Origin of the sequence: Kribbella sp. VKM Ac-2568 (assembly GCF_004345365.1) — a bacterium.
In the GTDB taxonomy this organism is placed as follows: domain Bacteria; phylum Actinomycetota; class Actinomycetes; order Propionibacteriales; family Kribbellaceae; genus Kribbella; species Kribbella orskensis.
In genome coordinates this window covers 312,815-335,961 of record NZ_SLVF01000008.1, presented here as the reverse complement: position 1 = coordinate 335,961, position 23,147 = coordinate 312,815, and the positions used below count along the sequence as shown (strand labels likewise).

Genomic DNA, 23,147 nt, shown 5'->3' with positions numbered 1-23,147 from the left:
CTGAACCTCATGGCCGGGCTGCGGCGTGGCCCAGACGGCCGTACCATGGCCCGATGATCTTCGCTCCTGGTCGATCGATCGCCCGCCGCGACGTCCACCGCAACGGGATGATCGCCGCGGTGGAGACCGCGCGGGTCGTGCGCGACGACGCGGAGGCGCTGCTCACCTGGACTGCGTCCGGATCGGACTGCATGCTGCGCGGCACTCGGGACGGCGCGTCGATCCGGAAGATGTCGCTGGCGGAGCGGGACCGTACGCCGTCCATGCTCTGGCCGCGGCGCTGGGAAGGCCGGCACGTGCTGATCCGCACCGAACCCGAGGCCGACCATTCGGTGTGGTGGTTCTTCGACCTGGAGATGCGGTTCGAAGGCTGGTACGTGAACCTGGAGTCCCCGGTGCGCCGCTGGTCGGCCGGGACCGACATCCTCGATCACGCGCTCGACATCGTGGTCGCGCGCGATCGCAGCTGGTCCTGGAAGGACGAGGACGAGGTGGTCGAGCGTGTCGATCATCCGGCGTACTGGACGGCGGTCGAGGCGGACCGCATCCGCGCCGCTGGCGAGCGCATCATCGGCGACATCGAGGCCGGCCGGTTCCCGTTCGACGGCCGGTACACGGATTTCCGTCCCGATCCGTCGTGGGAACCGGCCGACCTGCCCCCGTACTGGGACGCCGAGGTGGCGTCCCGCTGATCGTCAGTGCCAGTCGCTGATCCGGACGTCGTCCTGCGCCGGCGCGCCGTGCCGGTCTCGACCAGATCCTCGAGGCTCATCAGGACGATGGCCCACTTAGTGCTGCAGTGATACATGAACTCGACCGGCTCGGCCCAGCCGCGAGGCGCGAAACAGCAGGACGGTGTAGTCGTCGCGCTGAGTGCCTGTTCCTGTTAGTGGTGGGCGAGTCGCTGGCTGGTGATGCGGATCATGGCCCAGCAGACCATGGCTTCGTGGTGTGCGGGCAGTCCTTCGTAGTCGCGGGCGCATCGGCGATGTCGGGTGATCCATGCCAGGGTTCGTTCGACCACCCAACGGCGGGGTAGCACGACGAAGCGATGTCGCTCGGTGCGTTTGACGATTTGTACGGCGACGTTGACGGTGTCGCGGGCCCAGTCGCTCAGGGCGCCGGCGTAGCCGGAGTCTGCCCACACGAGCCGGATGCGGTGGCTGACCGTGGCGAGTCGGGTCAGCAGCGGCCGGGCGCCGTCGCGGTCCTGAATGTTGGCCGCGGTGACGAGGACACAGATCAGCAGGCCCATGGTGTCGACAGCGAGATGGCGTTTACGTCCGTTGACCTTCTTCGCCGCGTCCCCGCCGCGGCTGGAACGCCAGACCGTCTCGGCAGCGCGTACGGACTGGGAGTCGATGACTGCTGCGGTCGGGGTGGCCGTGCGCCCCTCGGCGATACGGACTCGTTCCCGCAGCGCGTCGAGCAGGTCGATGGTCACGCCGGCGGCCGCCCAGGTGGCGAAGAAGTTGTAGACCGTGGACCACGGCGGAAAGTCGACCGGCATCGCCCGCCACTTGATGCCGTTGTCGACCAGGTAGAAGATCGCGTCCACGATCTGACGGCGGCAGTGCCGCTCCGGCCGGCCGCCGTGGACGCCAAGCCACGCCGGATCGGGCAGCAAAGAATCGATGAGCTGCCACTGCGCATCGGTGGTGTCCTACGGATACCGACGCGGGCGAGCCACGCCGTAGTGATGAACCGACGCGAGACGACAACATGACACCTGCGGGACAGACTCCTGCCCGGGGATACGGCACGATAGCAACGGAACTCCTGGCGGACCGGCGATTCGACACCGATCGACCTACCAGGAGTTTCCGCCATACCCACCCACGACCCGCCGATCATGAATCCAGTTCAGGAACAGGCACTGAAGGTCTCGCCGTCGAAGTCGCGGACCTCGGTCGAGGTGAACCCGATCGTCGGGTGGCCCCGGCCCACACCTGACCGCCCAGCGGAAGCGGCGTACGCAGTACTAGTTGGTTGGCAGGCGGACGTGCGACGAGTTGAGCTCGGCGACGCTGGGGACGCCCAGGAGCGCCATGGTCCGACGTACCTCGGTGGTCAGGATTTCGGCCGCGCGCGCGACACCGCGCTCGCCGCCGGCCATGAGTCCGTAGAGGTAGGCCCGGCCGACCAGGCATGCGTCCGCTCCGAGCGCGAGTCCCGCGACGATGTCGGCGCCGCTCATGATGCCCGTGTCGAGGTACACCTCGGCGTCGGTACCCACGGCCTTCCTCACCTCCGGCAGGATCCGCAGCGGTGTGGGAGCGCGGTCGAGCTGGCGACCGCCGTGGTTCGACAGCACGATCGCGTCGGCACCGGCGTCGACCACGCGGCGCGCGTCCTCGACCGTCTGGATGCCCTTCACGATCAGCGGCCCGTCCCAGATCGACCGCAACCAGTTGAGGTCTTCGATGGTCATGGTCGGATCGAACAGCTGGTTCAGCAGCTCCGCGACGGTCCCGCCCCAGCTCGACAGCGAGGCGAACGTCAGCGGCCGGGTCGTCAGCAGATTGGCCCACCACGCCGGGTGGAGTGAAGCGTCGAGCACCGTCTTGACCGTCAGCGACGGCGGGATGGTGAACCCGTTCCGTACGTCGCGCAGCCGCGCCCCGGCGACGGGTACGTCCACAGTCAGCATCAATGCCTCGTACCCGGCGGCGGCCGACCGCTTCACCAGGTCCTCGCCGGCGTGGCGGTCGTTCCACACGTACAGCTGGAACCACTTCCGCGCATTCGGCGCGGCCGCCGCGACGTCCTCGATCGAGGTAGTGCCCATGGTGGACAGCGAGTACGGGATGCCGATCCTCTGCGCGACCTTCACGACCGCGCTCTCGCCCTCGTGGTTCATCATCCGGGTGAACCCGGTCGGCGCGAACGCGAACGGCAGTTCCGAGCGCTTGCCGAGGATGGTGGTGCTCAGGTCGATCTCGGCGACGTTGCGCAGGATCGACGGCTGCAGCTCCATCTCGGCGAACAACCGGCGGGCGCGGGCCAGGCTGATCTCCGACTCCGCCGCGCCGTCGGTGTAGTCGAACACCGATCTCGGCGTACGGCGCTTGGCGATGGCACGCAGATCCGCGATGGTGAGCGCCTTCTCCAGGCGGCGGTCGGTCGCGTTCAGGGTGACCGGCTTGGGCCGCAGCAACGGCTTGAGCTCGGACCAGCGAGGCATCTGGCGATCAGTCATGGGACTTCTCTCAGGCAGTCGGCGGTGTGGTCGGACCACAGCATAGTCTGTGGTCCGACCACAGGGCTACACTCGCCGATGTGAAGAACTACGAGCTGGTGCTGAGCCGGGTCGAGGCCGATCTGGCGGCGGGCAGACTCCGGCTCGGCGAGCGGCTGCCCGGCGAGCGCACGCTGGCGGAGCAGCTCGGGATCAGCCGGCCCTCGGTCCGCGAGGCGGTCCGGGTGCTCGAGGCGATGGGCGTCGTCCGCACCTCCACCGGCTCCGGCCCCGAAGCAGGCGCCGTGATCGTCGCCGAACCCGCCTCTCCCCTGACAGCGCTTCTCCGCCTACACCTGGCCACGAACCACTTGCCGATGGGCGACATCGTCCAGACCCGCATCTTGCTCGAGTCCTGGACCGCCCGCCAAGCAGCCCAGAACCGCGCCGGCGAGGCTGCGGACCAGGCCGACGACGGGCTGACGGTCGCCGAGGAACTGCTGGATCGGATGGATGCGGCTGGGTTGACGCCGGAGGAGTTCCATCTGCTGGATGCGGAGTTCCATGTCGCTTTGTCGGCGCTGGCCGGCAACGTGCTGATCGCGGCGGTGATGTCGTCACTGCGGACCGCCATCCACAGCTACGTCCTCGCCGCCGTCCCCAACCTCGCCGACTGGGACGCCACCGCCCACGGGCTCCGCGAGGAACACCGAGCCATCGTCGCCGCCATCCGCGCCGGCCAGCCCACCAAGGCCGCCAACCTGATCACCGACCACATAGAAGGCTTCTACCTGGCCGCCCGCCTCTCCACCTCCTGAGCAACTAGAGGTGTGCGGTGCCGGCGATGTACGGGATGGGGACGAGGCCGGGCAGGGTGTAGCGGTCGAGGGTGACGGTGGTGAAGCCGGTCGCGTGGATGGCGTCGTCCGTCTGGCGGGTGGGATCGCAGCCCTTGTCGAAAGTGCGGGTGATCGGCCTGATGAGGCCCTGCAGGCGACGAACCCAGCTCCCACGAGCCGCGCCGACGTGCTCGAAGAAGACGAAGCGCCCACCCGGACGAAGCACCCGCCGTACTTCGGTCAGTACTCCGCCGAGGTCGTGCACCGAGCAGAGGACGACCGTCGACAGCACCGCGTCAACGCTTGCTGAGGGCAACGGAATCTGCTCGGCCTCGGTGTCGAGGACCCGGTAACTCCCACCGGTCCGAGCAGCCCAGGCGGCTGCCGTGGTTCCCAGCGTGCGGCGGCTCGCGGCGTGCGGCTCGAGACCGATCCAGTCGACACCCTTGCCCAGCATCCCGAAGTTGGCGCCCTTGCCCGCACCCAACTCGAGCACCGTCCCGCTCAGCCCGCCGACCAGCTCCCGCTTCTTCGCGTCGTACGCCGCCCAGCCACTCATCCGCCCCGCCTCCTCCCAAGACCTCGCATCCATCCGTACCATCTCCCTATCTCACTCACAGTCCACGGCGTTGCATCGGGCTGAGACGGAGAGGGCTGTGCGGCGGAGGCCGAAAATGGTGCCAGCGCCTACGACGAGGTGCAGGGAGGCCAGGCCGAGCTTGGCACCGACGCCGATGCCGCCGAAGATCGGGCTCCCCAGCGAGGTGACGCAGGCGATCACCGCGACCACTGTCCACGCCTTGCGAGCGTTGACGGTGTTGTGTTCGAGGATCGCGAGCAACCCCCAGCCGGCGAAGGCCATCGCTGCCGAGGCGAAGAGAACCGACACGGCGCCGATCTGCATCGTCGAGCCCTGCCTGGCCTGAAGATCGATTCCCGCCAGTGGTGACAGCACCGCCCAGACTGCGAGTGCTGCCGCCACCGTGACCCCGACTACAGCCAGCCTACTGCGACCTGCGACCCGAGTGGGTCCCTGGAGAGCGCCCTCGGAAGTACTCGGGAAAGTGTTGTTCGTGGTGCTCATGGTGGGTCCTTCCACTGTGGCCGTTGTTTGGATGAGCCCCAGGATTCAAGAGAGCGCGTCCTCGGGGCATCGGCCGCGAGGCTGCGGCGACCCGGCCGGAAGTCTGCGGGGTATCGACTTTGGTCGGTGGCGATCGAGCCCGGCCGCGGCCTAGCCTCTGCGCCATGGAAGAGATCTGCAGCCCGCCGCCGCACCAGCGCACGGCGAACGTGCTCGCCGTCGGCGCGATCGGAACGCTCTCGGCGCTGACGATCGTCGGGCGGCACACGAGCACGCCCGGCGTCGGCTGGCTGGTGCTGGACATCGTGGTGGGGGTGGTCGCCTGTGGGCTCATTCCGCTGCTCGGACGTCGCCCGGTCCCGATCGCGCTGGTCCTGGCCGCGCTCGCCATGCTCTCCCCCGCCGCCACGCCGCCGTCCACGGTCGGCACTTTGACCGTCGCCCAGCGGCGTCCATTGCGGGTGGCCGCGCTGGTCGCGCTCGCGGGTGTCGCCGGCCACCTGGTCCAGGAGATCGTCCGGCCGATCAACGGCCTCAGCCTGCTCTGGTTCGCGGTCCTCGACCTCGCGGTCCACGCAGCGCTGCTCGGCTGGGGCCAGTGGATCCAGGCCCGGCGTGCACTGGTCAACTCGCTCCGAGATCGCGCTCTTCGCGCCGAGGCCGAGCAAGGCCGACGGGTCGCGGAGGCACGCACGCTCGAGCGGACGAAGATGGCGCGCGAGATGCACGACGTACTCGCGCACCGGTTGTCCCTGCTCGCGACGTACGCCGGTGCGCTGGAGTACCGGCCCGACTCCTCCCCCGAGAAGCTCGCCAAGGCCGCCGGCGTGATCCGCACCGGGGTCCACCAGGCGCTCGACGAACTGCGCGAGGTGATCAGCGTCCTGCGCGACACCGAGATCGACGAACTGCCCGGGGGCCGCCCGCAACCCACCTTCGGCGACCTGCGGGAACTCGTCGCGGAGTCCAGAGACGCCGGCGCCGAGATCCGGTACGACGAGACCGTCGCGGATCCGAGTTCGTTGCCACCAGCAACTGGGCGTACGGCGTACCGGGTGGTCCAGGAGGGGCTGACGAACGCCAGGAAGCATGCGGCGGGGTATCCGGTCACGCTGGTGGTGCAGGGGCGGCCGGGTGAATCCCTGCAGATCGAGCTCACCAACCCGGGCGGCAACGGCGTACCGCTCACTCCGGGAAGCGGCACCGGGCTAGTCGGGCTGACCGAGCGGGTGCATCTCGCGGGCGGCACGCTGGACCACGGAAGGGCGGCCGGTGGCGGGTTCCGGCTGCACGCCTCGCTACCGTGGCCCGCATGAGCGACAGCGAGACCATCCGGGTCCTGGTGGTGGACGACGACGCACTGGTCCGGGCGAGTCTGGAGATGATGCTCGACGGCGCGAACGGGATCTCGGTGGTCGCCCAGGCGGCCGACGGCGACGAGGTACCCGCGGCGATCGACGCCCACTTCCCCGATCTGGTGCTGATGGATCTCCGGATGCCGCGGGTGGACGGGATCGTCGCGACCCGGCGGCTCCGGGCGCGGAAGAACCCGCCGGAGGTGGTGGTGCTGACCACGTTCGACACCGACGAGAACGTTCTCCACGCGCTCCGGGCCGGCGCGAGCGGGTTCCTGCTGAAGGACACTCCCCCGGCCCAGATCGTCGAAGCCGTACGCCGGGTCGCTGCGGGTGACCCGATCCTGTCTCCCGCGATCACCCGGCGGCTGATGGATCGCGCGGCCACCCAGGCGGACTCCCACACCGAGGCCCAGGAAGCGCTCTCTCGCCTCAGCCCCCGCGAGTACGACGTCATGCTGGCCGTTGCCCAGGGCAAAGCGAACGCGCAGATCGCCACCGAGCTCTACATGAGCGTGGCGACCGTCAAGGCCCACATCTCCCACATCCTCACCAAACTGGAACTGGGCAACCGCACCCAAATAGCCCTCCTCGCCCACGACGCCGGGCTCGCCTGACCGGGGGATGCTCTAGCGTGGGCGCATGATTCGGGTGTTGTTGGCTGACGATCAGGCGTTGGTGCGGGCTGGGTTCCGCTCGTTGCTGAACGCGGAGGACGACATCACCGTGATCGGCGAGGTGTCCGACGGGGCGGCCGCGGTGGAGGTGGCTCGCGCGGAGAAGCCGGACGTGGTGCTGATGGACATCAGGATGCCGGGCACCGACGGGCTCGAGGCGACTCGGCAGATCGGTGCCGAGGAAGCGCTCTCTGAGGTTCACGTGGTGATCCTGACGACGTTCGACCTGGACGAGTACGTGTTCGAGGCGTTGCGGGTCGGCGCGAGCGGGTTCCTGGTCAAGGACACCGAGCCGGTCGAGCTGCTCCAGGCGGTCCGGGTGGTCGCCCGTGGTGACGCGCTGCTCTCGCCGGGGGTGACGCGCCGGCTGGTCGCCGAGTTCGCAACGCGGAGCCGGCAGCCGCATGCCAGCAAGGAACTCGACGTCCTGACCGAGCGTGAACGGGAGATCGTCGCGCTCGTCGGCGAAGGTCTGTCCAACGACGAGATCGCCGAACGCCTGGTGCTCAGCCCGGCCACGGCCAAGACCCACGTCAGCCGCGCGATGGTGAAGCTCGGCGTCCGCGACCGCGCCCAACTCGTCGTCGTCGCCTACCAGACCGGCCTGGTTCGTCCCGGCTGGCTCGGCTAGTACTACGAGGGCTGCCCCGGATACTCCCCTGGCGGTAGCCCGGGTCACTCCCCCGAGGCGACGCGGCAGACGGGTGGTGGCGGGCAAGGTCGGGGTATGAGTGAAACAGCAGCCCCGCTGGTCGAGGTCACCGGCCTGACCAAACGCTACGGCGACACCCTCGCTGTCAACGGTGTCGATCTGACGGTCCGGCCCGGTGAGGTCTACGGGTTCCTCGGGCCGAACGGCGCCGGCAAGACCACCACGCTGCGGATCCTGACCGGCCTGATCGCCCCGACCAGCGGTACCGTCCGCGTGCTCGGCGGCGCCCCCGGCCAGGCTCAGGTGCTCGCCCGCACCGGGTCGATGATCGAGTCGCCCGCGTTCTACCCTTACCTGTCCGGGCTCGACAACCTCCGCCTGCTCGCCGAGTACGCCGAGGTGCCCCGCGCCCGGATCCACGAGGTCCTGGCACTGGTGGATCTCACCGACCGCGCGCGCGACCGCTTCTCGACGTACTCGCTCGGCATGAAGCAACGGCTCGGGGTGGCGGCGGCGCTGCTCAAGGATCCCGAACTGGTGATCCTCGACGAGCCGACGAACGGACTCGATCCGGCCGGGATGCGGGACATGCGCCGGCTGATCCGCGAGCTCGGCGCCGACGGCCGGACCGTGCTGCTGTCCAGCCACCTGCTCGGCGAGGTGCAGCAGATCTGCGACCGCGTCGGCATCATCAGCGAAGGCAAGATGGTTGCCGAGCACAACGTCGAGGAACTGCGCGGCCAGCAGGAACTGGTGATCAGGGCAGCGCCGCGAGAGAGCGCTCGCTCCGTTCTCACCGAGGCGCTCGGCGCCGACACCGTCCACCTGTACGACGACACGCTGCGGGTCAAGGTGGCTCCGGACCGCGCGGCCGAGGTCAACCGGGTCCTGGTCGAGGCGGGGATCGCGGTGTCCGAGCTCCGCAGTACCGAACGGGCTCTCGAGGACGTGTTCTTCGAGCTCACTACGACCCAGCCGGAGGAGAAGGCCGATGTTGGGTAGTTATCGCGCCGAGCTGCTCAAGCTCCGCAAACGATCAGCCGTCTGGGTGCTCTTCGGAGCCGGGCTCGTGCTGAGCCTCGTCTTCGGATATCTGCTGCCGTATCTGGGCTACGCGACCGGCGACGACAACCAGCAGACCAGCGGAGTACCTCGTGCGCAGGTGTTGCGCGGGCTGCTGCCGGAACGCGTGCTGGACAACACGATCGGCGGCTTCCCGGTGTTCGCGGGAGCGCTCGCTCTGGTGCTCGGGGCGATCGTGGTCGGCGGCGAGTACACCTGGGGAACGCTCAAGACCATCCTCACCCAGAAGCCCGGACGTGGCGCGATGCTGGCCGGGCAACTGCTCGGGCTGCTGACCATGCTGGCGGTCTGGGTGCTCGGGACCTTCGTTGCCTGTGCCCTGTGCAGCGTCGGGATCGCCGCCGCCGAGAACGCGCCGATGAGTTGGCCGGGTGCGGTCGACATCCTGCAGGCACTGGCGGGCGGCTGGCTGGTTCTGACGATGTGGTGTCTTGCCGGCGTCGTGCTGGCGGTTGCCTTCCGCAACGTCGCGCTGCCGATCGGGTTGGGCGTCGTCTGGATCCTCGGCGTCGAGGCGCTCCTGGCCGGGGTGGTCAGCAGTTTGCTGCCTGCTCTGGAGTTCCTGTCCGACGCGATGCCCGGGGCGAACGCGGGCGCGTTGGTCTTCAGCGTCACCGGCATGATCGCTGCCGACGCACCTCCCGGAGTCCGAGACGCCGTGAGCGGAGAACGCGCTCTCCTGACGCTCCTCGGCTACACCCTGGTCTTCGCCTTGCTGGCCGCCGTCACCACGCGCCGCCGAGACGTCGTCTGACCAGGCAGGATGGGCTGAAGGGGCGGCGTGTCAGAGGGTGTGGCCGGCGTGGGCCAGGGCTAGTTCGCAGAACATGGCGTTGGCCCAGGAAAACCACTCGCGGGTGAAGACGGTCGGGTCGTCGCAGTGGAAGGACTCGTGCATCTGGCCGGTGCCGCCGGTCGTGTCGCGGAGGAGTTCGAGCAGTTGCTGACGCTCCTCGGCCGAGGTGCTGGTGAGGCCTTGGACCGCGAGCGCGATCGGCCAGACGTGCGACGGCGGCGTGTGCGGGCTGCCGATCCCGGACGCATGGGTTCCGCTGTAGTAGTAGGGATTCTCGGAGCTGAGCAGCAGCGACCGAGTCGCCAGGTACGTTGGGTCGTCGGCGGCCGCGAACCCCGTCATCGGCAGGGAAAGCAGACTCGGCATGTTCGCGTCGTCCATCAGCAACCGCTCCCCCGCGCCGTCCACCTCATACGCGTAGACGCGACCGAACGTCGGGTGCTCGACGACGCCGTACAGCGCGATCCCCTCGTCGATGCCGGCCTTCAACTCCTTCGCCCGCGCCGCCAGCGACTCGTCCCGGAGCACCTCGGACGCGATCGCCTGCAGGTACCCGAGCACCACCGACGCGAACATGTTCCCGGGTACGTTGAACCCGTGCTCGGTGGCGTCGTCGCTCGGCCGGAAAGCGCTCCACGACATCCCGGTCGGCGTGGTCAGCCGCCCACGTCCCTCCCGGACGAGGGTGTCCGTCGGCTCCTCGTCGTGCCGCTGGAACCGGTACGCCGATCGCGCCTCGTGGTCCAGCTCGACCGTCCAGAGCTCGAGGATCGCGTCCGCGGCGGCGCGGAACCGGTCGTCGATCACGTCCTCCCGGCCGGTGATCCGCCACAGCCGGTAGGCCAGCTCGAGCGGATAACAGAGCGAGTCGATCTCGTACTTGCGCTCCCACACCCACGGCGACATCTCGGTCTCGTCGGTGGTGTGACCCTCCCCGTTGGCCTCACGGTTGAACGCGTTCGCGTACGGGTCGATCGCGAGGTACTCCAACTGCCGGTGCAGTACGCCGATCAGCACGTCCTGCAGCCCCGGGTCGTCGCCGCAGAGCACCAGGTACGGCCGGAGCTGGGCGGCGGAGTCGCGCAGCCACATCGCCGGGATGTCGCCGGTCAGCACGAAGGTGGTCCCGTCCGGCAGCCGCTCCGCGACCGCGGGCAGGTTCTCCGCCATCGACCGCTGGAACATGTCCGCGATCACCTGGTCGCCGGTCGCCCGGCGGACCTCGTCGGCGGCGCGCGCCAGCACATCGGCATCGATACCGGTCATCACAACATCACCTTTCAGCAGAACCGACCTGAGCGACTGCGGGAGCGCTCTCCGTCGGCCCGAGCAGGAGCACGGACGGATTGGGCGAGAACGTGTGGTCCAGCACCAGACTGGCCGCTCCGACCGCGCCGACATCCTCGCCGAGCGCGGTCCCGGCGACCACGAAGGGGTGCACGGAACGGACCAGGAAGCGCTCTTCCAGCGCGGACCGGACGGACTCGTCGAAGAACGGCGCGAGCTGGTCCCAGTGCGGACCACCGAAGACAACTCGCTCCAGGTCCAGCAGGTTCGCGATGTCCTCGACCACCTTGGCAATCCTCTCGGCCAGCGCGGCGATGATCTCGCGCGCCACCCCGGGCCCGGCGGCAGCGTCGGCGCAGAGCTGCGCGAACGCCAGGTCGACCGCGTGCCGATCGTCGAGATCGATGCCTGCAGCAACGACTCCTGCCTGCGCGGCCTGCTGGACCAGGTAGCGCGGCTGGCTCGTCTCGCCGACGCAGCCACGGCGCCCGCAGTAGCAGAGCGGACCGTCGGGATCGACGATGATGTGGCCGATCTCGCCGACGTTGCTGGTCGCCCCCCGGACGACCTCGTCGCCGATCACCAGCCCGGCGCCGACACCGGTACCGAGGTAGAAGAAGACGAAGCTGCCGCGTCCGTTCGGGCCACCGGCCCACTTCTCCGCCGACGCGGCCGCGGTGACGTCCTTGTCGAGCAGCACGGGCAGGCCGGTCCGCTCGCGCAGGGCATCGCGCAGCGGGACCAGGTGCCAGGCGGTGAGGTTCGGCGGATCGACTACGACACCGCGGTCGACGTCGATCGGGCCCGGCGCCGCGATCCCGACGCCGACCACCCGCTCGCGCGGTGCGCCGGCTTCCGCGATGACGTCCTCGACCGTCGCCGCGATCCCGGCGATCAGCACGTCCGGATCGTCGGAGGCCGGGGTCTCCGCCCGCCGCCGCGCGACCACGTGGCCGGTCAGGTCGAGCATGACGACCGTGACGACCGCCGGGTCGAGGTGCACGCCCACGGCGTACTGGCCGGTGGGCTCGAGTTCGAGCAGCGTGCGGGGTTTGCCGAGGCCGGTGCTCTTCTGCCGGCCGGCCTCGCGGACCAGCCCGGCGTCGAGGAGGCGGCGGGTGATGTTGGAGATCGCCTGGCCGGACAGTCCGGTCGCCGCCGCGATCTCGACCCGGCTGAGGCGTTGCTCGGCCCGGCGGATCGCGTCCAGCACGACCGTGTCGTTGAATCCGCCGACCCGGTCGAGATTCGTACCCCGGCGCACCACGGCCGGCGGCTGTTCGGTGCTCACCACTCCCCCTGTCCTCGCTGCACGGGCACCCCTAGCCCGAAGCCGGGTCAGCACCCCACGGCTGCCCCCAGTCGTAGCGCACCGTGCCGGCGCCCGTGCGCCAGACGTTCGGCGTCGTGTTCACCAGCCAGTCCACCGGCTCGATCCCACCTGCGTCGCCACCACTGAGCGCCAACCGTATACCGTCGCCAAGATCGCGATCGGTCTGCTCGGTGCGCGCGGCCGGATCGATGGAGACGAAGAGAGCGCTTCCTGACCGAGCCACCAGATCGAGGAACCGGCGGTTCAGCTCCCACGGCGTCTGCGGCGTGCACGGAACGCAGTCGGCGTCGAGGGCGAAGAAGCGGTCGTGCTGCGGCAGCCGGAACGCGAGCGAGTTGACGCCCATCTTCCGGGTCCGCTCCCAGTCCCGCCCGGACGTGTCGTCACCTGTGCGCTGCACGTCGACCAGGCCGGCGGCCAGGTGGCCGACCGTGTTGCAGCCGATCAGTACGACGTCGTCGGCCGCCGCGCGGATCTCGCGGTAGAGCGCGAGCACGATCTCGGCTGTGGTCCGGCCCGGATCGTGGAACTGCCAGCCGGAATCCGTCAGCCGCGAGCCCATCGCCGGGCCGAAGCGGCCGAACACGTCATACGTGCTGAAGTCGTGCTTGACCAGCTCGAACCCCCAGTCCTTGAACCGGCGCAGGTCCGCCCGAACCAGGTCGAGCACCTCCGGGTACGACGGGTCGAGGGCACGGCCTGGTCCGTCGGCCTTGCCGGCACGACCCCAGGGACCGCTCTCCCGGGACAGCAACGGGCGGAACCACAGACCCGGGCGCGCGCCGATCGCCTTCACCGCGGCGGCGGTCCCGGCCATGTCGTCGAAGAGGCCCGGGATTCCGCTCTCCCAGGGGCCACCCGAACCATTGCCGCCTGGGTTCCAGCCGTCGTCGACGACGCTGAACGGCTTCACCGGGTGGCCGTCGGCCAGCTCGACCACCGTGGCCGCGTCCTGGAGGACCGCCTTCTCGTCGAATCCCTCGCCATACGCGTAGTACCAGTTGTTCGCCCCGACCACCGGCGCGGGCGCGGGGCGCTCGGGCAGGTGGGAGCTCATGGCTGCCACCGCGGCGTTCAGGGTGAGCCAGGGGGGGCCGGCGTCCTCGAAGCGCCGTACCGTCGCCGCGGTGAGCGCGCGGCCGGCGAGCTGGGTGGGGCCGCCGCCATTGCGGAGGTCAAGCCAAAGGGTGCTGCCGGTCTGGTCAACGGTCCAAGAGCAGAACGCGCCCGGGTGAACGTCCACGCCCATTCCGGTCGTGGTGCCGGTCTGGCGGTCGTGGGCCAGCCAGTACCAGGGCAGGAGCCGCTCGGGTTGCAGGTGCCGCCACTGGAGGTCGCCGTACGACCGCTCCCACGCGTCACCGAGCACGAGCGCCTCGGCCGGTATTGCCTCGTCCCACCGGAGCGCCACGCGACAGACTCCACCCACCGCGCTGACAACCACCTCACCCACCGGGGTCCACTGGACCTCGATACCTGCCGCGGACCAGCCGTTGCCGGTGCCCGGGGCGGCGGTCAGGGCGTCCGACGGACCGGCCTGGACGAAGACCTTGTTCGGTTCTCTCACTCCGCGTGCTCCTTCGCAGCCTGATCAGAAACGCGTCCGAGCACGACGAATCCCCCACCTCCGCGTGCCGCCCACCCGTGGTGCGGAGATGGTTGACCGACTTACTCCACAGACTTTAGTTAGTCGATTCGACGGCCGTCAAGCAGCGTTGACGACCTTGCCGGGGTCAGGAACCTAGGCGCTCGACCGCCTCGACCAGACGGTCGACGTCTGTACGATCCGTGTACGGCGCGAGGCCCGCGCGCACGGCGCCGATGTCTCCGAGACCAGCGTGGCGGGCTGTCTCCAGCGCGTAGAAAGTGCCGGCCGGCGCGTTGACCCCGGCCTCCGCGAGCTCCGCGGCGACCGCGCGTGGCTCCCACCCGTCGACGGAGAAGAGCAGAGTCGGCGTACGGCGCTGGGCCTTGCCGTGCAAGGTGACTCCGTCGATCGCGGCGAGCCTGGGCTCCAGGTCCGCGCGGAGTTCGTCCTCGTAGTTCTCCAGCAACGCGAGAGATCCGAGCAAGCGCTCTCGCCGGGTCGCCCCCGTTCCCCCGAGACCGGCGATGAAGTCGACCGCGGCGGTGGTCCCGGCGAGCAACTCGTACGGCAGGGTGCCGAACTCGAACCGCTCGGGCACCACATCGCTTGCCGGGAGCAACTTGTCCGGCCGGAGTCCCTCGAGCAACACGGGCGAAGCCGACAGCACCCCACAGTGCGGCCCGAAGAACTTGTACGGCGAGCACGCGTAGAAATCAGCGAACGAGGCGTCAACCGGCGCGTGCGCGGTCAGGTGCACGCCGTCGACGTACAGGAGAGCGCCGGTCGCATGGACCTTGGCCGCGATGCTCTCGAGGTCCGGGCGGGTGCCGAGCAGGTTCGATGCGCCGGTCACCGCGACCAGGCGGGTCTGTCCGGAGAGCAGCGGCTGGATGTCGTCGAGTTCGGAGGTGGCGGGGTCGAAGGAAAGCCAGCGCACGGTGGCGCCGACGGCCGCGGCGGCCTGGACCCACGGGCGGACGTTCGCGTCGTGGTCCAGGCGAGTCACGATCACCTCGTCGCCAGGCCCCCAGTTCTTCGCGAGAGTCCGGGAGAAGTCGTAGGTCAACTGCGTCATGCTCCGGCCGTAGACGATGCCACCGGGATCCGTCCCCAGCAGGTCCGCCATCGCCTGCCGCGCGCCGACCACGATGTCGTCCGCGCGCCGCTCGGCCGCGGTCAACCGGCCACGGTTCGCCAGCGCCGACACCATCGTCCGCGCAACCGCGTCGGCCACCGCCTGCGGAGTCTGCGACCCACCCGGCCCGTCGAAGTGCGCCGCCCCCTCCGCCAACGCCGGGAACTGCTTCCGGACAGCATCAACCTCAAAGTCACCCATGACGCCATCCTCCCCCGCCGCACCCCTGCCCTGCCACCGGTCGTCCATCTGCCCGGTTCCAGACAAAAATCTGAAAATGTCGGAGGTTTACTGCAGGATGTCAGGAGTGAGCACCCTGACGACTCCTGACAAGCCGCCGGTCAAGACCTGGGCCCCCACGATGCTGGTCCTCGCCGCGATCTGGGGCTGCAGCTTCCTCTTCATCTCGATCGGGGTCCGCGAACTGCATCCGGCCTACCTCGCGCTCGGACGGGTGCTCGCGGGCACGCTCGTGCTGCTCGCGATCCTGCTGGTCAAGCGCGAGGCACTGCCCCGCTCGCCACGGATCTGGGCGCACACCTTCGTCGTCGGCGCCATCGGCTCCGCCCTCCCCTGGACCCTCTTCGGGTACGGCGAGCAGCGCATCCCGTCCCTGCTGGCCGGCATCTGGAACGGGATCACCCCGCTGGCCGTGCTCCCCATCGCGGTCCTGGTGTTCCGGACCGAGAAGTTCACCCTGCAGCGAGTGCTCGGCCTGCTCGTCGGCTTCCTCGGCATGATGGTCGTGCTCGGCGCCTGGCAGCTGCACGGCGGCGCGGATCTGATCGGCCAGTTGTTCTGCATGGGCGCCGCGCTCTCGTACGGCGTCGCCATCCCGTACCAGAAGCGGTTCATCGCCGGCAGCAACCTCTCCGGTACCGCGTTGTCGGCCGCACTGTTGCTCTGCGCCACCATCCAGCTGGCCGTGATCGCCCCGTTGATCGCCGGTCACGCGCCGCCGACGCCGTGGTCGCTGTCCGTGGAGGTGATCGCCAGCGTCGTTGCCCTGGGCGCCTTGGGCAGCGGGATCGCCTTCGTGCTCAACCTGCGGATGATCCGGCTGATCGGCGCCAGCATGACCTCGATGGTCACCTACGTGATGCCGATCTTCGCGATCGTCGTCGGCGTGATCGTGCTGGACGAGCACCTCACCTGGTACCAGCCGGTCGGCGCGCTCGTGGTGCTCACCGGCGTCGCCGTCTCCCAGGGCATCATCCGGCTGCCCCGCTCCGCCGGCCACCAGAAAACCCCGACGAAGGTGACGCCGGCTCCGGTACCGTGAAACGGCGGCATCGCGTCGGTTGGGGGGAACCATCCGGCAGCGTGGCAGCAGACACCTGTACTCCGGTACCGCCGGCGCCAGGTGATTCTCGACTCCACGGGCGACCGAGCCGCGTTCTCCGGGGAGGAACAGATGAGCACCACCGCAGAGCCCGACACCCACGAGATGGTCGTCATCCACCGCGTGTTCCGGCGTGAGTTCCGCCTGCTGCCCGACGTGATCAGCCGCGTCGGCCCGGGCGACACCGGCCGCGCGGCGATCGTGGGCGAGCATCTGAGCGACATCGTGGCGGCGTTGCACCATCACCACGAGAACGAGGACGACCTGCTGTGGCCACCGCTGCTGGAGACGGCGACGCTGCACACCGACCTGGTGCACCGGATGGAGTTCCAGCACGCGGCACTGTCGACGGCGCTCGACCAGATCGACAAGCTGACGCCGGCCTGGCGGGCCACGGCGAACCCGGCCGATCGCGACGCCCTGGCCCAGGCCGTCCGCGACGCATCGGCGATCGTCGACGAGCACATGGCCGAGGAGGAGCAGGAGATCCTGCCGCTGGTCCGCAAGTACCTGACGGTCGAGCAGTGGAGCAAGCTCGGTGAACGCGGCGCCGAGTCGATCGACGACAAGCACAAGCGGCTGCTCTTCCTGGGCGCGATCCTCGAGGAGACCTCGCCGGAGGAGGAGCGGAACTTCCTGTCACACCTGCCCGCGCCGGTCAGGCTGATCTGGAAGGTCGCCGGCCGCCGCCAGTACGGCAACTACATCCGCCGCGTCCGCGGAACCGCCTGACGGCGCAGCGTCAGCTGCGGCGGAGGTTGGGGATCGAGGCGATCACGACCGCGGCCAGGGCGAGCAGAGTGCCGGCGACCACCGGCAGCGTGACGGCCTGGTCGGAGGCGGGCAGGAAGAGGTCGATGAAGAGGCTGGCGAGCAGCTGGCCGGCGATCGTGCCGAGCCCCAGGACGAACACGCCCACCACCCGGACCACCGCGGCCGCGGCGCTGATGAAGATCACGCCGCACACGCCCCCGACGTACAGCCAGGGTTCGGTCGGCAGGCTGTGCGGGGCGCCGCGCACGATCAGGTCCACCAGGAACACGAGGAGCAGCGCGGTCGTGCCGACCAGGAAGTTGATCAGCCCGGCAGCGACAGCCCCGTACGCGTCCGGGGATGCGGTGTGCGCGACGCGCCCGTTGATGGCCTGCTGCACCGCAGTACCGACTCCGGCCAGCGCTGGCAGTACTGCGAGGAGCAGGCCCGACGGGTGGTTCAAGCGATCGGAGACGGCCAGCACGACCGCGACGAGAGCCAGCAACGCGCCGAAGACTCGTAGCGGCGTGTACGGCTGCGGACCGGCCGGGCCGAAGCCGAGGCGGTCCACCACGAGGCTGCTGACGGCCTGACCCGCGACCACCGCGACGGTGAACACGGCGACGCCGATCACCGCGACGGTGATGGATTGCGTCGCGACCAGGTAGGCGCCGGCGAGGCCGCCGATGCACTGCCACCAGCGGAGCGAGCCCTGCCCGTCGGACGGCCTACGGACGGTCTGCCAGACCCGTCCCACCGACCGGCGGATCCGCGGCACCATCGCACAGACGGCCAGCAGGATCACCAGCCCGGAGACGAAGGAGATCAGCGCGGCCGCAACACCGTCGCCGAGCCGGGCCCCGAGTTCACCGTTGACGCGGGACTGGACCGCGACGAGCGTCCCGATACCGAAGGCCGCGGTCAGTCCGATCACCTGGTGCCGCTGGGTGGAGCGGACCGGGCGGTCGGAGCGGACGGGGCGGGATGCTGTCGTTGTCACCCCTCCATCATGACCGTCGAGGCCAACGCCCCTGTCACCGGTCCACGGATGGTGTGTCAGGTACGCCGGATCAGCGCGAGGTACATAGCGTCCGTTCCGTGCAGATGCGGCCAGAGCTGGATGTCGGGCCCCTTCCCCAGCCCCGGCACGCCAGGCAGCAGCGAGCGCGCGTCCTCGAGCATGGCATCGGACCGCCGGGCGAGCACCGCGTCGACGACGGATCCGGCTTCCCGCGGGTGCGGCGTGCAGGTCACGTAGGCCACCACTCCGCCCGGACGCACCGATGTGATCGCCGAATCCAGCAGCTGTTCCTGCAATGGCCGCAGCTCCTCGACGTCTTCCGGCGTACGGCGCCAGCGCGCTTCCGGACGCCGGCGCAAAGCCCCGAGGCCGCTGCACGGCACGTCGGCGAGCACCCGGTCGAACGAACCCTCCGGCCAGGTCGGCTTCGTCCCGTCCCCGACCAGCACTTGGTGGTCGCCCGGCACCGCGCGCAGGTTCGACCGCACCAGCTCGGCCCGGTGCGGCTGCGGCTCGACCGCGGTCAGCACCCCGTCCCGCTGGCTCACGATCGCCGCTAGCAGCGCCGACTTCCCGCCCGGCCCGGCGCAGAGGTCAAGCCACTTGGCGTCGGATCCTTCGAGCGGCGCCGACGCGAGTGCGACAGCGACCAGTTGCGATCCCTCGTCCTGTACTCCGGCGCGGCCGGACGAGATCGCGGAGATCCGTCCCGGATCACCGCCACCCTGAAGCACCGCCGCGTACGGCGACCAGCGGCCGCGGGTGGCTCCGGCCTCGACCAGCTCGTCCAGGTCCGCGAGGCCGGGCCTGGCCACCAGCGTCACGCGGGGAGGATCGTTGTCGGCGTCGAGCAGCTCGTCCAGTTCGTCGCCGTCCGTGCCGAGGGCGTCCGCGAAGGTCTCGACGATCCAGCGGGGGTGCGCCTTCGCGATCGCGAGGTGACCGAACAGATCGTCGTCGAGCGCGGGAGCGACCGCGGCGATCCACTGGTCGAGAGAGCGCTGGCTCACCTTGCGGAGCACCGCGTTCACCAGGCCGCTGCGGCTCTGGCCGATCTCCGCGCGGGCCAGCGTGACCATCTCGTTCACCGCGGCGTACGAGTCGACCCGCATGTTGAGGAGCTGGTGCGCGCCGAGGCGGAGCAGGTCAAGAAGTTCCGGGTCCAGCTCGGCCAGCGGGCGGGACACGCTGCGCGCCAGGATCGCGTCGTACGTGCCCTGCCAGCGCAGCGTGCCATGCACGAGTTCCGTGGCGAAGGCGGCGTCACGGCCGCCGAGCCGCTGGTCGCGGAGAGCCTTGTTCAGCACGAGGTTGGCGTAGCCGTCCTCGGAGGTGACCTGGCGGATCACCTTGTAGGCGAGCTGGCGGACCTTGTCGGGGCGACGCTGCGGCGCACGATTGCGAGGACTACGGTCGCTCACTCGGCGCCTGATTCCGGGCCCGACTCCGGGCCTGACTCTGCGTCTGCTTCTGCGCCTGGCTCGGCACCGAGGCGGTCCTCGTCGATGATGCGGACGCCTCGGGCCCAGTCGGCGGCCGCCATCGGCTTCTTGCCCTGCGGCTGGACCGTCACGAGCCGGAGCGCCTTGCTGCCGGTGCCGACCGTCACGCTCGACTTGGTCGCCACCAGCTCACCCGGCTTCAGCTCTTCGTCGGTCAGGTCGACGTCGAGCACCTTCAGGCGCTCCCCGCGGAACGTGGTCCACGCCCCCGGCGCGGGGTTGCAGCCACGAACCAGCCGATCGACCCTCTGGGCGGGCGCGGTGAGGTCCAGCTCGGCGTCCTCGACGTTGATCTTCGGCGCGAGGGTGACTCCGTCGCCGGGCTGCTCCCGAGCCTCCAGGACACCCGCCTCGATGCCGTCGAGGGTGTCGACCAGCAGCTTGGCGCCCGACTCCGCGAGCCTGGTGAGCAGATCGCCCGCGGTGTCCTTCGGGCCGATGCGCTCAGTCAGTACGCCGTACACGGGTCCCGCGTCGAGCGCCTTCACGATGCGGAAGGTGCTCGCGCCGGTCACGTCGTCGCCGGAGATGATCGAGTGCTGCACCGGGGCGGCGCCCCGCCAGGCCGGGAGCACCGAGAAGTGCAGGTTGATCCAGCCGTGCCGCGGGATGTCGAGCGCGGCTTGCGGCAGCAACCCGCCGTACGCGACGACCGGGCAGGCGTCCGGGGCGATCTCGCGGAGCCGCTTGAGGAAGTCGGGGTCGCTCGGCTTGACCGGCTTCAGGATCTCCACGCCGAGTTCCTCGGCGTACTCGGCAACCGGAGAGGCGACGAGTTTGCGGCCGCGGCCGGCGGGCGCGTCCGGGCGGGTGACCACGGCGACCAGTTCGTGGCCGCTGGCGGCGATGGCCTTCAGCGCGGTGACGGCGACCTCGGGGGTGCCGGCGAAGACGATTCTCACAGACCGAATCCGTTCGTCGGGTGGGGCGAGACCTTGATCTGCGGCGGGCCGGCCAGGCCGGACCACTCCGCCTCGCGGATCGCCTTCATCGCGGCCTTGCGGGTGACGGTGTCCAGCCGGTCCACGAACAGCACGCCGTCGAGGTGGTCGGTCTCGTGCTGCATGCAGCGGGCCAGCAGGTCCGAGCCCTCGATCACCACCGGCTCGCCGTACATGTTGAAGCCCTTGGCGATCACGTGCTGGGCGCGGCGGCAGTCGAAGGTGAGGCCGGGGATCGACAGGCACCCCTCCGGGCCGAACTGCTCGTCGGCCGACAGGCTCAGCTCCGGGTTGACCAGGTGGCCGAGCTCGCCCTCGACGAAGTACGTGAAGACGCGCAGGCCGACGCCGATCTGCGGGGCGGCCAGGCCCGAGCCGGGCGCGGCCTGCATGGTGTCGGTGAGGTCCGAGACCAGCCGGCGGAGCTCGGCGTCGAAGTCGACGACCGGGTCGGCCTTGGTGATCAGGACAGGGTCGCCGAACAGGCGGATGGGCTGGACCGACACGCAAACTCCACTACACTCACCGAACGGGGACCAGCCAAGTCTAGTGGTGCGCCACAGCACCCTCCTCCTCCCGCCCGCCGTCCGGCTCCGAGACCGGCTTGGTGGCTGAGAGCAACGGAGCCCCTCCACATTGTTGCCACAAGCGCTCCAGGCCACCACCGCCTGACGGTCAGGGACGGAGGTTGATCCCCCGGTCCCTGAGCTGGTTGCGCAGGGTCTGACCGTCGACGAACAGCTCGGCCTCGAAGCCGACAGCCCGGGCAGCGTCCACGTTGTACTGCTTGTCGTCCATGTAGAAACTGCGCGCCGGATCGAGGTCGTAGCGGTCGAGCAGGATGCGGTAGATCGTCTCGCCGGGCTTGACCGTGCGCTCGGCACCGGACACCACCTCGCCGTCGAATCCGGCCAGGATCGGGAACGTCTCCTGCGCCACGGCCCACTTCTCATCCGAGAAGTTGGTGAGCGCGTACGTCGGGACGCCCAGCTCGCGGAGTTCGGTGAGCACGGCCGCGGTGTCCTCGAACAGGCCCTTCGCCATCCTGAGCCAGCCCGTGTCGTAAGCCTCGATCCACTCCGCGTGCTCGGGGTGCAGGGAGGTGAGCTCGGCGACCGCCTCGGCCCAGGGCCGGCCCGCGTCCTGCTGCTGGTTCCAGACCGGGGTGGCGATCTTCGTCAGGAAGTGCTCGCGCTGCTCCTGGTCGGGGATCAGCTCCTCGTAGAGGTAGTCCGGACTCCAGTCCAGCAGCACCCCACCGATATCGAACACGACCTGGTCGACCTTCTGCTCCGTCATGGCCACAACCCTACGGAATGGTCCCTGGCCGCTCAGGAAGGACTCGGCGCCGGAATCGCCGCGGCAGCGAGGGCCCGGGCGTGAAGAGCGGGAGCCAGAGCCAGTTGGGCAGCGAAGAGGACGACCCCCAACACGGCGCAACCGAGCCACACCGTTGTACGACCGGCGTGTTCGAGGGTGTTGGTGCCGAGCAGCGGGCCGATGACACTGCCGAGGCCGAACGACATGCTGCCGGCCAGACCCATGTAGCCGCCGCGGAGGTCGACCGGAGCGAGGTCGGCGAAGACCGCGCCGATCACAGCGGCGAAGCCGATCTCGCCGATCGTCCAGACCACCACCGACACGCCGTACCCCCACCAGCTGTGCACGACCGCGCCGAGGCCGAAACCGGCTCCCACGATCAGCATCGACGTGGCCAGCAACTTCGGCCGGTCGAGCAGCGAGAGCCGGCGGTTGACGAACGGCTGGACCAGCACGATCACCACCCCGTTCAGCGCGATCACCAGCCCGTACGTCGACGAGGGCAGTCCGTCGTCCGCCATCGCCAGCGGCAGGGTCGAGTAGCCCTGGAAGTAGATCGTCGCGTAGCCGATCTGGAGCAGGATCATCAGCAGGAAGGTGGTGTCGCGCAGGGCCACCGGCAGCAACGGCCGGCGAGGTCCCTCGTCCAGGACCGGCCGGGTCTCCGGCACCATCCGCAGGATCACCAGCGCCGCGACGACCGAAGTACCGGCGTTGATCCAGAACAGCAGGTTGTAGCCGATGCTCGCGAGGACGCCGGCGCTGACCGTGGAGACGGAGAAGCCGAGGTTGATCGCCCAGAACAGCAGCCCGTAGGCGCGAACGCGCTCTCTCGGCTGGAGCATGTCGGCGACGGTCGCCTGGACCGCAGGCCGGAACAGGTCGCCCATCAGGCCGACGACGAAGGCCGCCACCCAGATCGTCACCATCGAGCGCGCCGAGCCGAGCAGGATCAGCGCGGCCGCCGTACCGAAGAAGCCGATCAGCATCGTCCGGCGGCGCCCGGCCCGGTCCGACAGCCAGCCGCCGACCAACTGGGAGACGACCGAACCCGCACCGACAGCAGCGGCCACGGCACCCGCAGTACCGGCGGACAGGTGGCGGTCCTGGGTCAGGTACAGCACCAGGAAGGGCTGCACGAAGCTCCCGAGCCGGTTCACCAACTGGCAGACCCAGAGTGCCCAGAAGGCTCTTGGCAGGGCCGGGGCATCAGCACGCGCGTTCATGGCTCCACTGTCGAGCCCGCGAGAGAGGCTGTCGA

22 protein-coding genes and 1 pseudogene are annotated in these 23,147 nt (G+C 69.7%); 9 read left to right on the top strand and 14 right to left on the bottom strand.

Going from position 1 to position 23,147, the window contains the following annotated elements:
- Positions 1-53 precede the first annotated feature (53 nt).
- Entirely contained in the window at positions 54-692 is a 639-nt protein-coding gene (locus EV648_RS24870; RefSeq protein ID WP_132296350.1) for a DUF402 domain-containing protein, read from the top strand.
- A gap of 194 nt (positions 693-886) precedes the next feature.
- Here the strand turns inward: EV648_RS24870 and EV648_RS24860 are convergent.
- Positions 887-1,645: pseudogene (locus tag EV648_RS24860) on the bottom strand (IS5 family transposase); the annotation flags it as partial.
- A gap of 336 nt (positions 1,646-1,981) precedes the next feature.
- The gene (locus EV648_RS24855) at positions 1,982-3,199 is read right to left on the bottom strand and encodes an alpha-hydroxy acid oxidase (RefSeq protein ID WP_132296347.1); all 1,218 of its coding nucleotides are present in this window, start codon (positions 3,197-3,199) and stop codon (positions 1,982-1,984) included.
- Between the two features lie 80 nt (positions 3,200-3,279).
- Between EV648_RS24855 and EV648_RS24850 the strand changes: the two genes are divergently transcribed.
- Positions 3,280-3,996 (top strand): FadR/GntR family transcriptional regulator, encoded by a 717-nt coding sequence (locus EV648_RS24850; protein WP_132296344.1) that lies wholly within the window; start codon positions 3,280-3,282, stop codon positions 3,994-3,996.
- Between the two features lie 4 nt (positions 3,997-4,000).
- On the opposite strand, the gene EV648_RS24845 is transcribed toward EV648_RS24850, so the two are convergent.
- Both EV648_RS24845 and EV648_RS24840 read right to left on the bottom strand, forming a co-directional pair.
- A complete protein-coding gene (locus EV648_RS24845) occupies positions 4,001-4,609 on the bottom strand; it encodes a class I SAM-dependent methyltransferase (protein WP_158294060.1) in 609 nt (202 codons plus the stop codon).
- 18 nt (positions 4,610-4,627) lie between these two features.
- Positions 4,628-5,101, bottom strand: coding sequence for a DUF6069 family protein (locus tag EV648_RS24840; RefSeq protein WP_132296338.1), 474 nt, complete (start codon positions 5,099-5,101; stop codon positions 4,628-4,630).
- Between the two features lie 164 nt (positions 5,102-5,265).
- Between EV648_RS24840 and EV648_RS24835 the strand changes: the two genes are divergently transcribed.
- The 5 genes from EV648_RS24835 to EV648_RS24815 all read left to right on the top strand — a co-directional run bounded on the left by EV648_RS24835 (position 5,266) and on the right by EV648_RS24815 (position 9,622).
- Complete coding sequence (locus tag EV648_RS24835; protein ID WP_132296335.1) at positions 5,266-6,417, top strand: sensor histidine kinase; 1,152 nt, start codon at positions 5,266-5,268, stop codon at positions 6,415-6,417.
- Positions 6,414-7,073 (top strand): response regulator transcription factor, encoded by a 660-nt coding sequence (locus tag EV648_RS24830; protein WP_132296332.1) that lies wholly within the window; start codon positions 6,414-6,416, stop codon positions 7,071-7,073. Before EV648_RS24835 ends, EV648_RS24830 begins: the two co-directional genes overlap by 4 nt.
- A 25-nt stretch (positions 7,074-7,098) precedes the next feature.
- Entirely contained in the window at positions 7,099-7,764 is a 666-nt protein-coding gene (locus tag EV648_RS24825) for a response regulator transcription factor (RefSeq protein ID WP_132296329.1), read from the top strand.
- Between the two features lie 96 nt (positions 7,765-7,860).
- Positions 7,861-8,787 carry an ABC transporter ATP-binding protein gene (locus EV648_RS24820; protein ID WP_132296326.1) on the top strand — a complete coding sequence of 309 codons (927 nt, stop codon included), beginning with the start codon at positions 7,861-7,863 and terminating at the stop codon, positions 8,785-8,787.
- A complete protein-coding gene (locus EV648_RS24815; RefSeq protein WP_132296323.1) occupies positions 8,777-9,622 on the top strand; it encodes an ABC transporter permease in 846 nt (281 codons plus the stop codon). Before EV648_RS24820 ends, EV648_RS24815 begins: the two co-directional genes overlap by 11 nt.
- A 30-nt stretch (positions 9,623-9,652) precedes the next feature.
- Here the strand turns inward: EV648_RS24815 and EV648_RS24810 are convergent, their stop codons facing one another.
- The 4 genes from EV648_RS24810 to EV648_RS24795 all read right to left on the bottom strand — a co-directional run bounded on the left by EV648_RS24810 (position 9,653) and on the right by EV648_RS24795 (position 15,208).
- Entirely contained in the window at positions 9,653-10,930 is a 1,278-nt protein-coding gene (locus EV648_RS24810) for a glycoside hydrolase family 125 protein (protein WP_132296320.1), read from the bottom strand.
- A 7-nt stretch (positions 10,931-10,937) separates the two neighbouring features.
- A complete protein-coding gene (locus tag EV648_RS24805) occupies positions 10,938-12,242 on the bottom strand; it encodes an ROK family transcriptional regulator (RefSeq protein WP_132296317.1) in 1,305 nt (434 codons plus the stop codon).
- Positions 12,243-12,273: 31 nt separating this feature from the next.
- The gene (locus tag EV648_RS24800) at positions 12,274-13,851 is read right to left on the bottom strand and encodes a hypothetical protein (RefSeq protein ID WP_132296314.1); all 1,578 of its coding nucleotides are present in this window, start codon (positions 13,849-13,851) and stop codon (positions 12,274-12,276) included.
- A 166-nt stretch (positions 13,852-14,017) separates the two neighbouring features.
- A complete protein-coding gene (locus EV648_RS24795) occupies positions 14,018-15,208 on the bottom strand; it encodes a cysteine desulfurase-like protein (RefSeq protein WP_132296311.1) in 1,191 nt (396 codons plus the stop codon).
- Positions 15,209-15,314: 106 nt separating this feature from the next.
- Here EV648_RS24795 and EV648_RS24790 point away from each other — a divergent pair, with 106 nt between their 5' ends.
- Together EV648_RS24790 and EV648_RS24785 are read left to right on the top strand one after the other, a co-directional pair.
- Positions 15,315-16,289: a DMT family transporter gene (locus EV648_RS24790; protein ID WP_199234796.1), complete on the top strand. Its 975-nt coding sequence runs from the start codon at positions 15,315-15,317 to the stop codon at positions 16,287-16,289.
- A 132-nt stretch (positions 16,290-16,421) separates the two neighbouring features.
- Positions 16,422-17,081 carry a hemerythrin domain-containing protein gene (locus EV648_RS24785; protein WP_132296305.1) on the top strand — a complete coding sequence of 220 codons (660 nt, stop codon included), beginning with the start codon at positions 16,422-16,424 and terminating at the stop codon, positions 17,079-17,081.
- 10 nt (positions 17,082-17,091) lie between these two features.
- On the opposite strand, the gene EV648_RS24780 is transcribed toward EV648_RS24785, so the two are convergent.
- From EV648_RS24780 to EV648_RS24755, 6 genes are all read right to left on the bottom strand, one after another.
- Positions 17,092-18,102 (bottom strand): DMT family transporter, encoded by a 1,011-nt coding sequence (locus tag EV648_RS24780; RefSeq protein ID WP_132296302.1) that lies wholly within the window; start codon positions 18,100-18,102, stop codon positions 17,092-17,094.
- A gap of 56 nt (positions 18,103-18,158) precedes the next feature.
- Entirely contained in the window at positions 18,159-19,544 is a 1,386-nt protein-coding gene (locus EV648_RS24775) for an RsmB/NOP family class I SAM-dependent RNA methyltransferase (protein ID WP_132296299.1), read from the bottom strand.
- Positions 19,541-20,527: a methionyl-tRNA formyltransferase gene (fmt, locus tag EV648_RS24770; RefSeq protein ID WP_132296296.1), complete on the bottom strand. Its 987-nt coding sequence runs from the start codon at positions 20,525-20,527 to the stop codon at positions 19,541-19,543. Before fmt ends, EV648_RS24775 begins: the two co-directional genes overlap by 4 nt.
- Positions 20,524-21,072, bottom strand: coding sequence for a peptide deformylase (gene def, locus EV648_RS24765; protein WP_132296293.1), 549 nt, complete (start codon positions 21,070-21,072; stop codon positions 20,524-20,526). Before def ends, fmt begins: the two co-directional genes overlap by 4 nt.
- A gap of 169 nt (positions 21,073-21,241) precedes the next feature.
- Complete coding sequence (locus EV648_RS24760; RefSeq protein WP_132296290.1) at positions 21,242-21,865, bottom strand: HAD family hydrolase; 624 nt, start codon at positions 21,863-21,865, stop codon at positions 21,242-21,244.
- A 32-nt stretch (positions 21,866-21,897) separates the two neighbouring features.
- Complete coding sequence (locus EV648_RS24755; protein WP_132296287.1) at positions 21,898-23,112, bottom strand: MFS transporter; 1,215 nt, start codon at positions 23,110-23,112, stop codon at positions 21,898-21,900.
- Between the last annotated feature and the right edge of the window lie 35 nt (positions 23,113-23,147).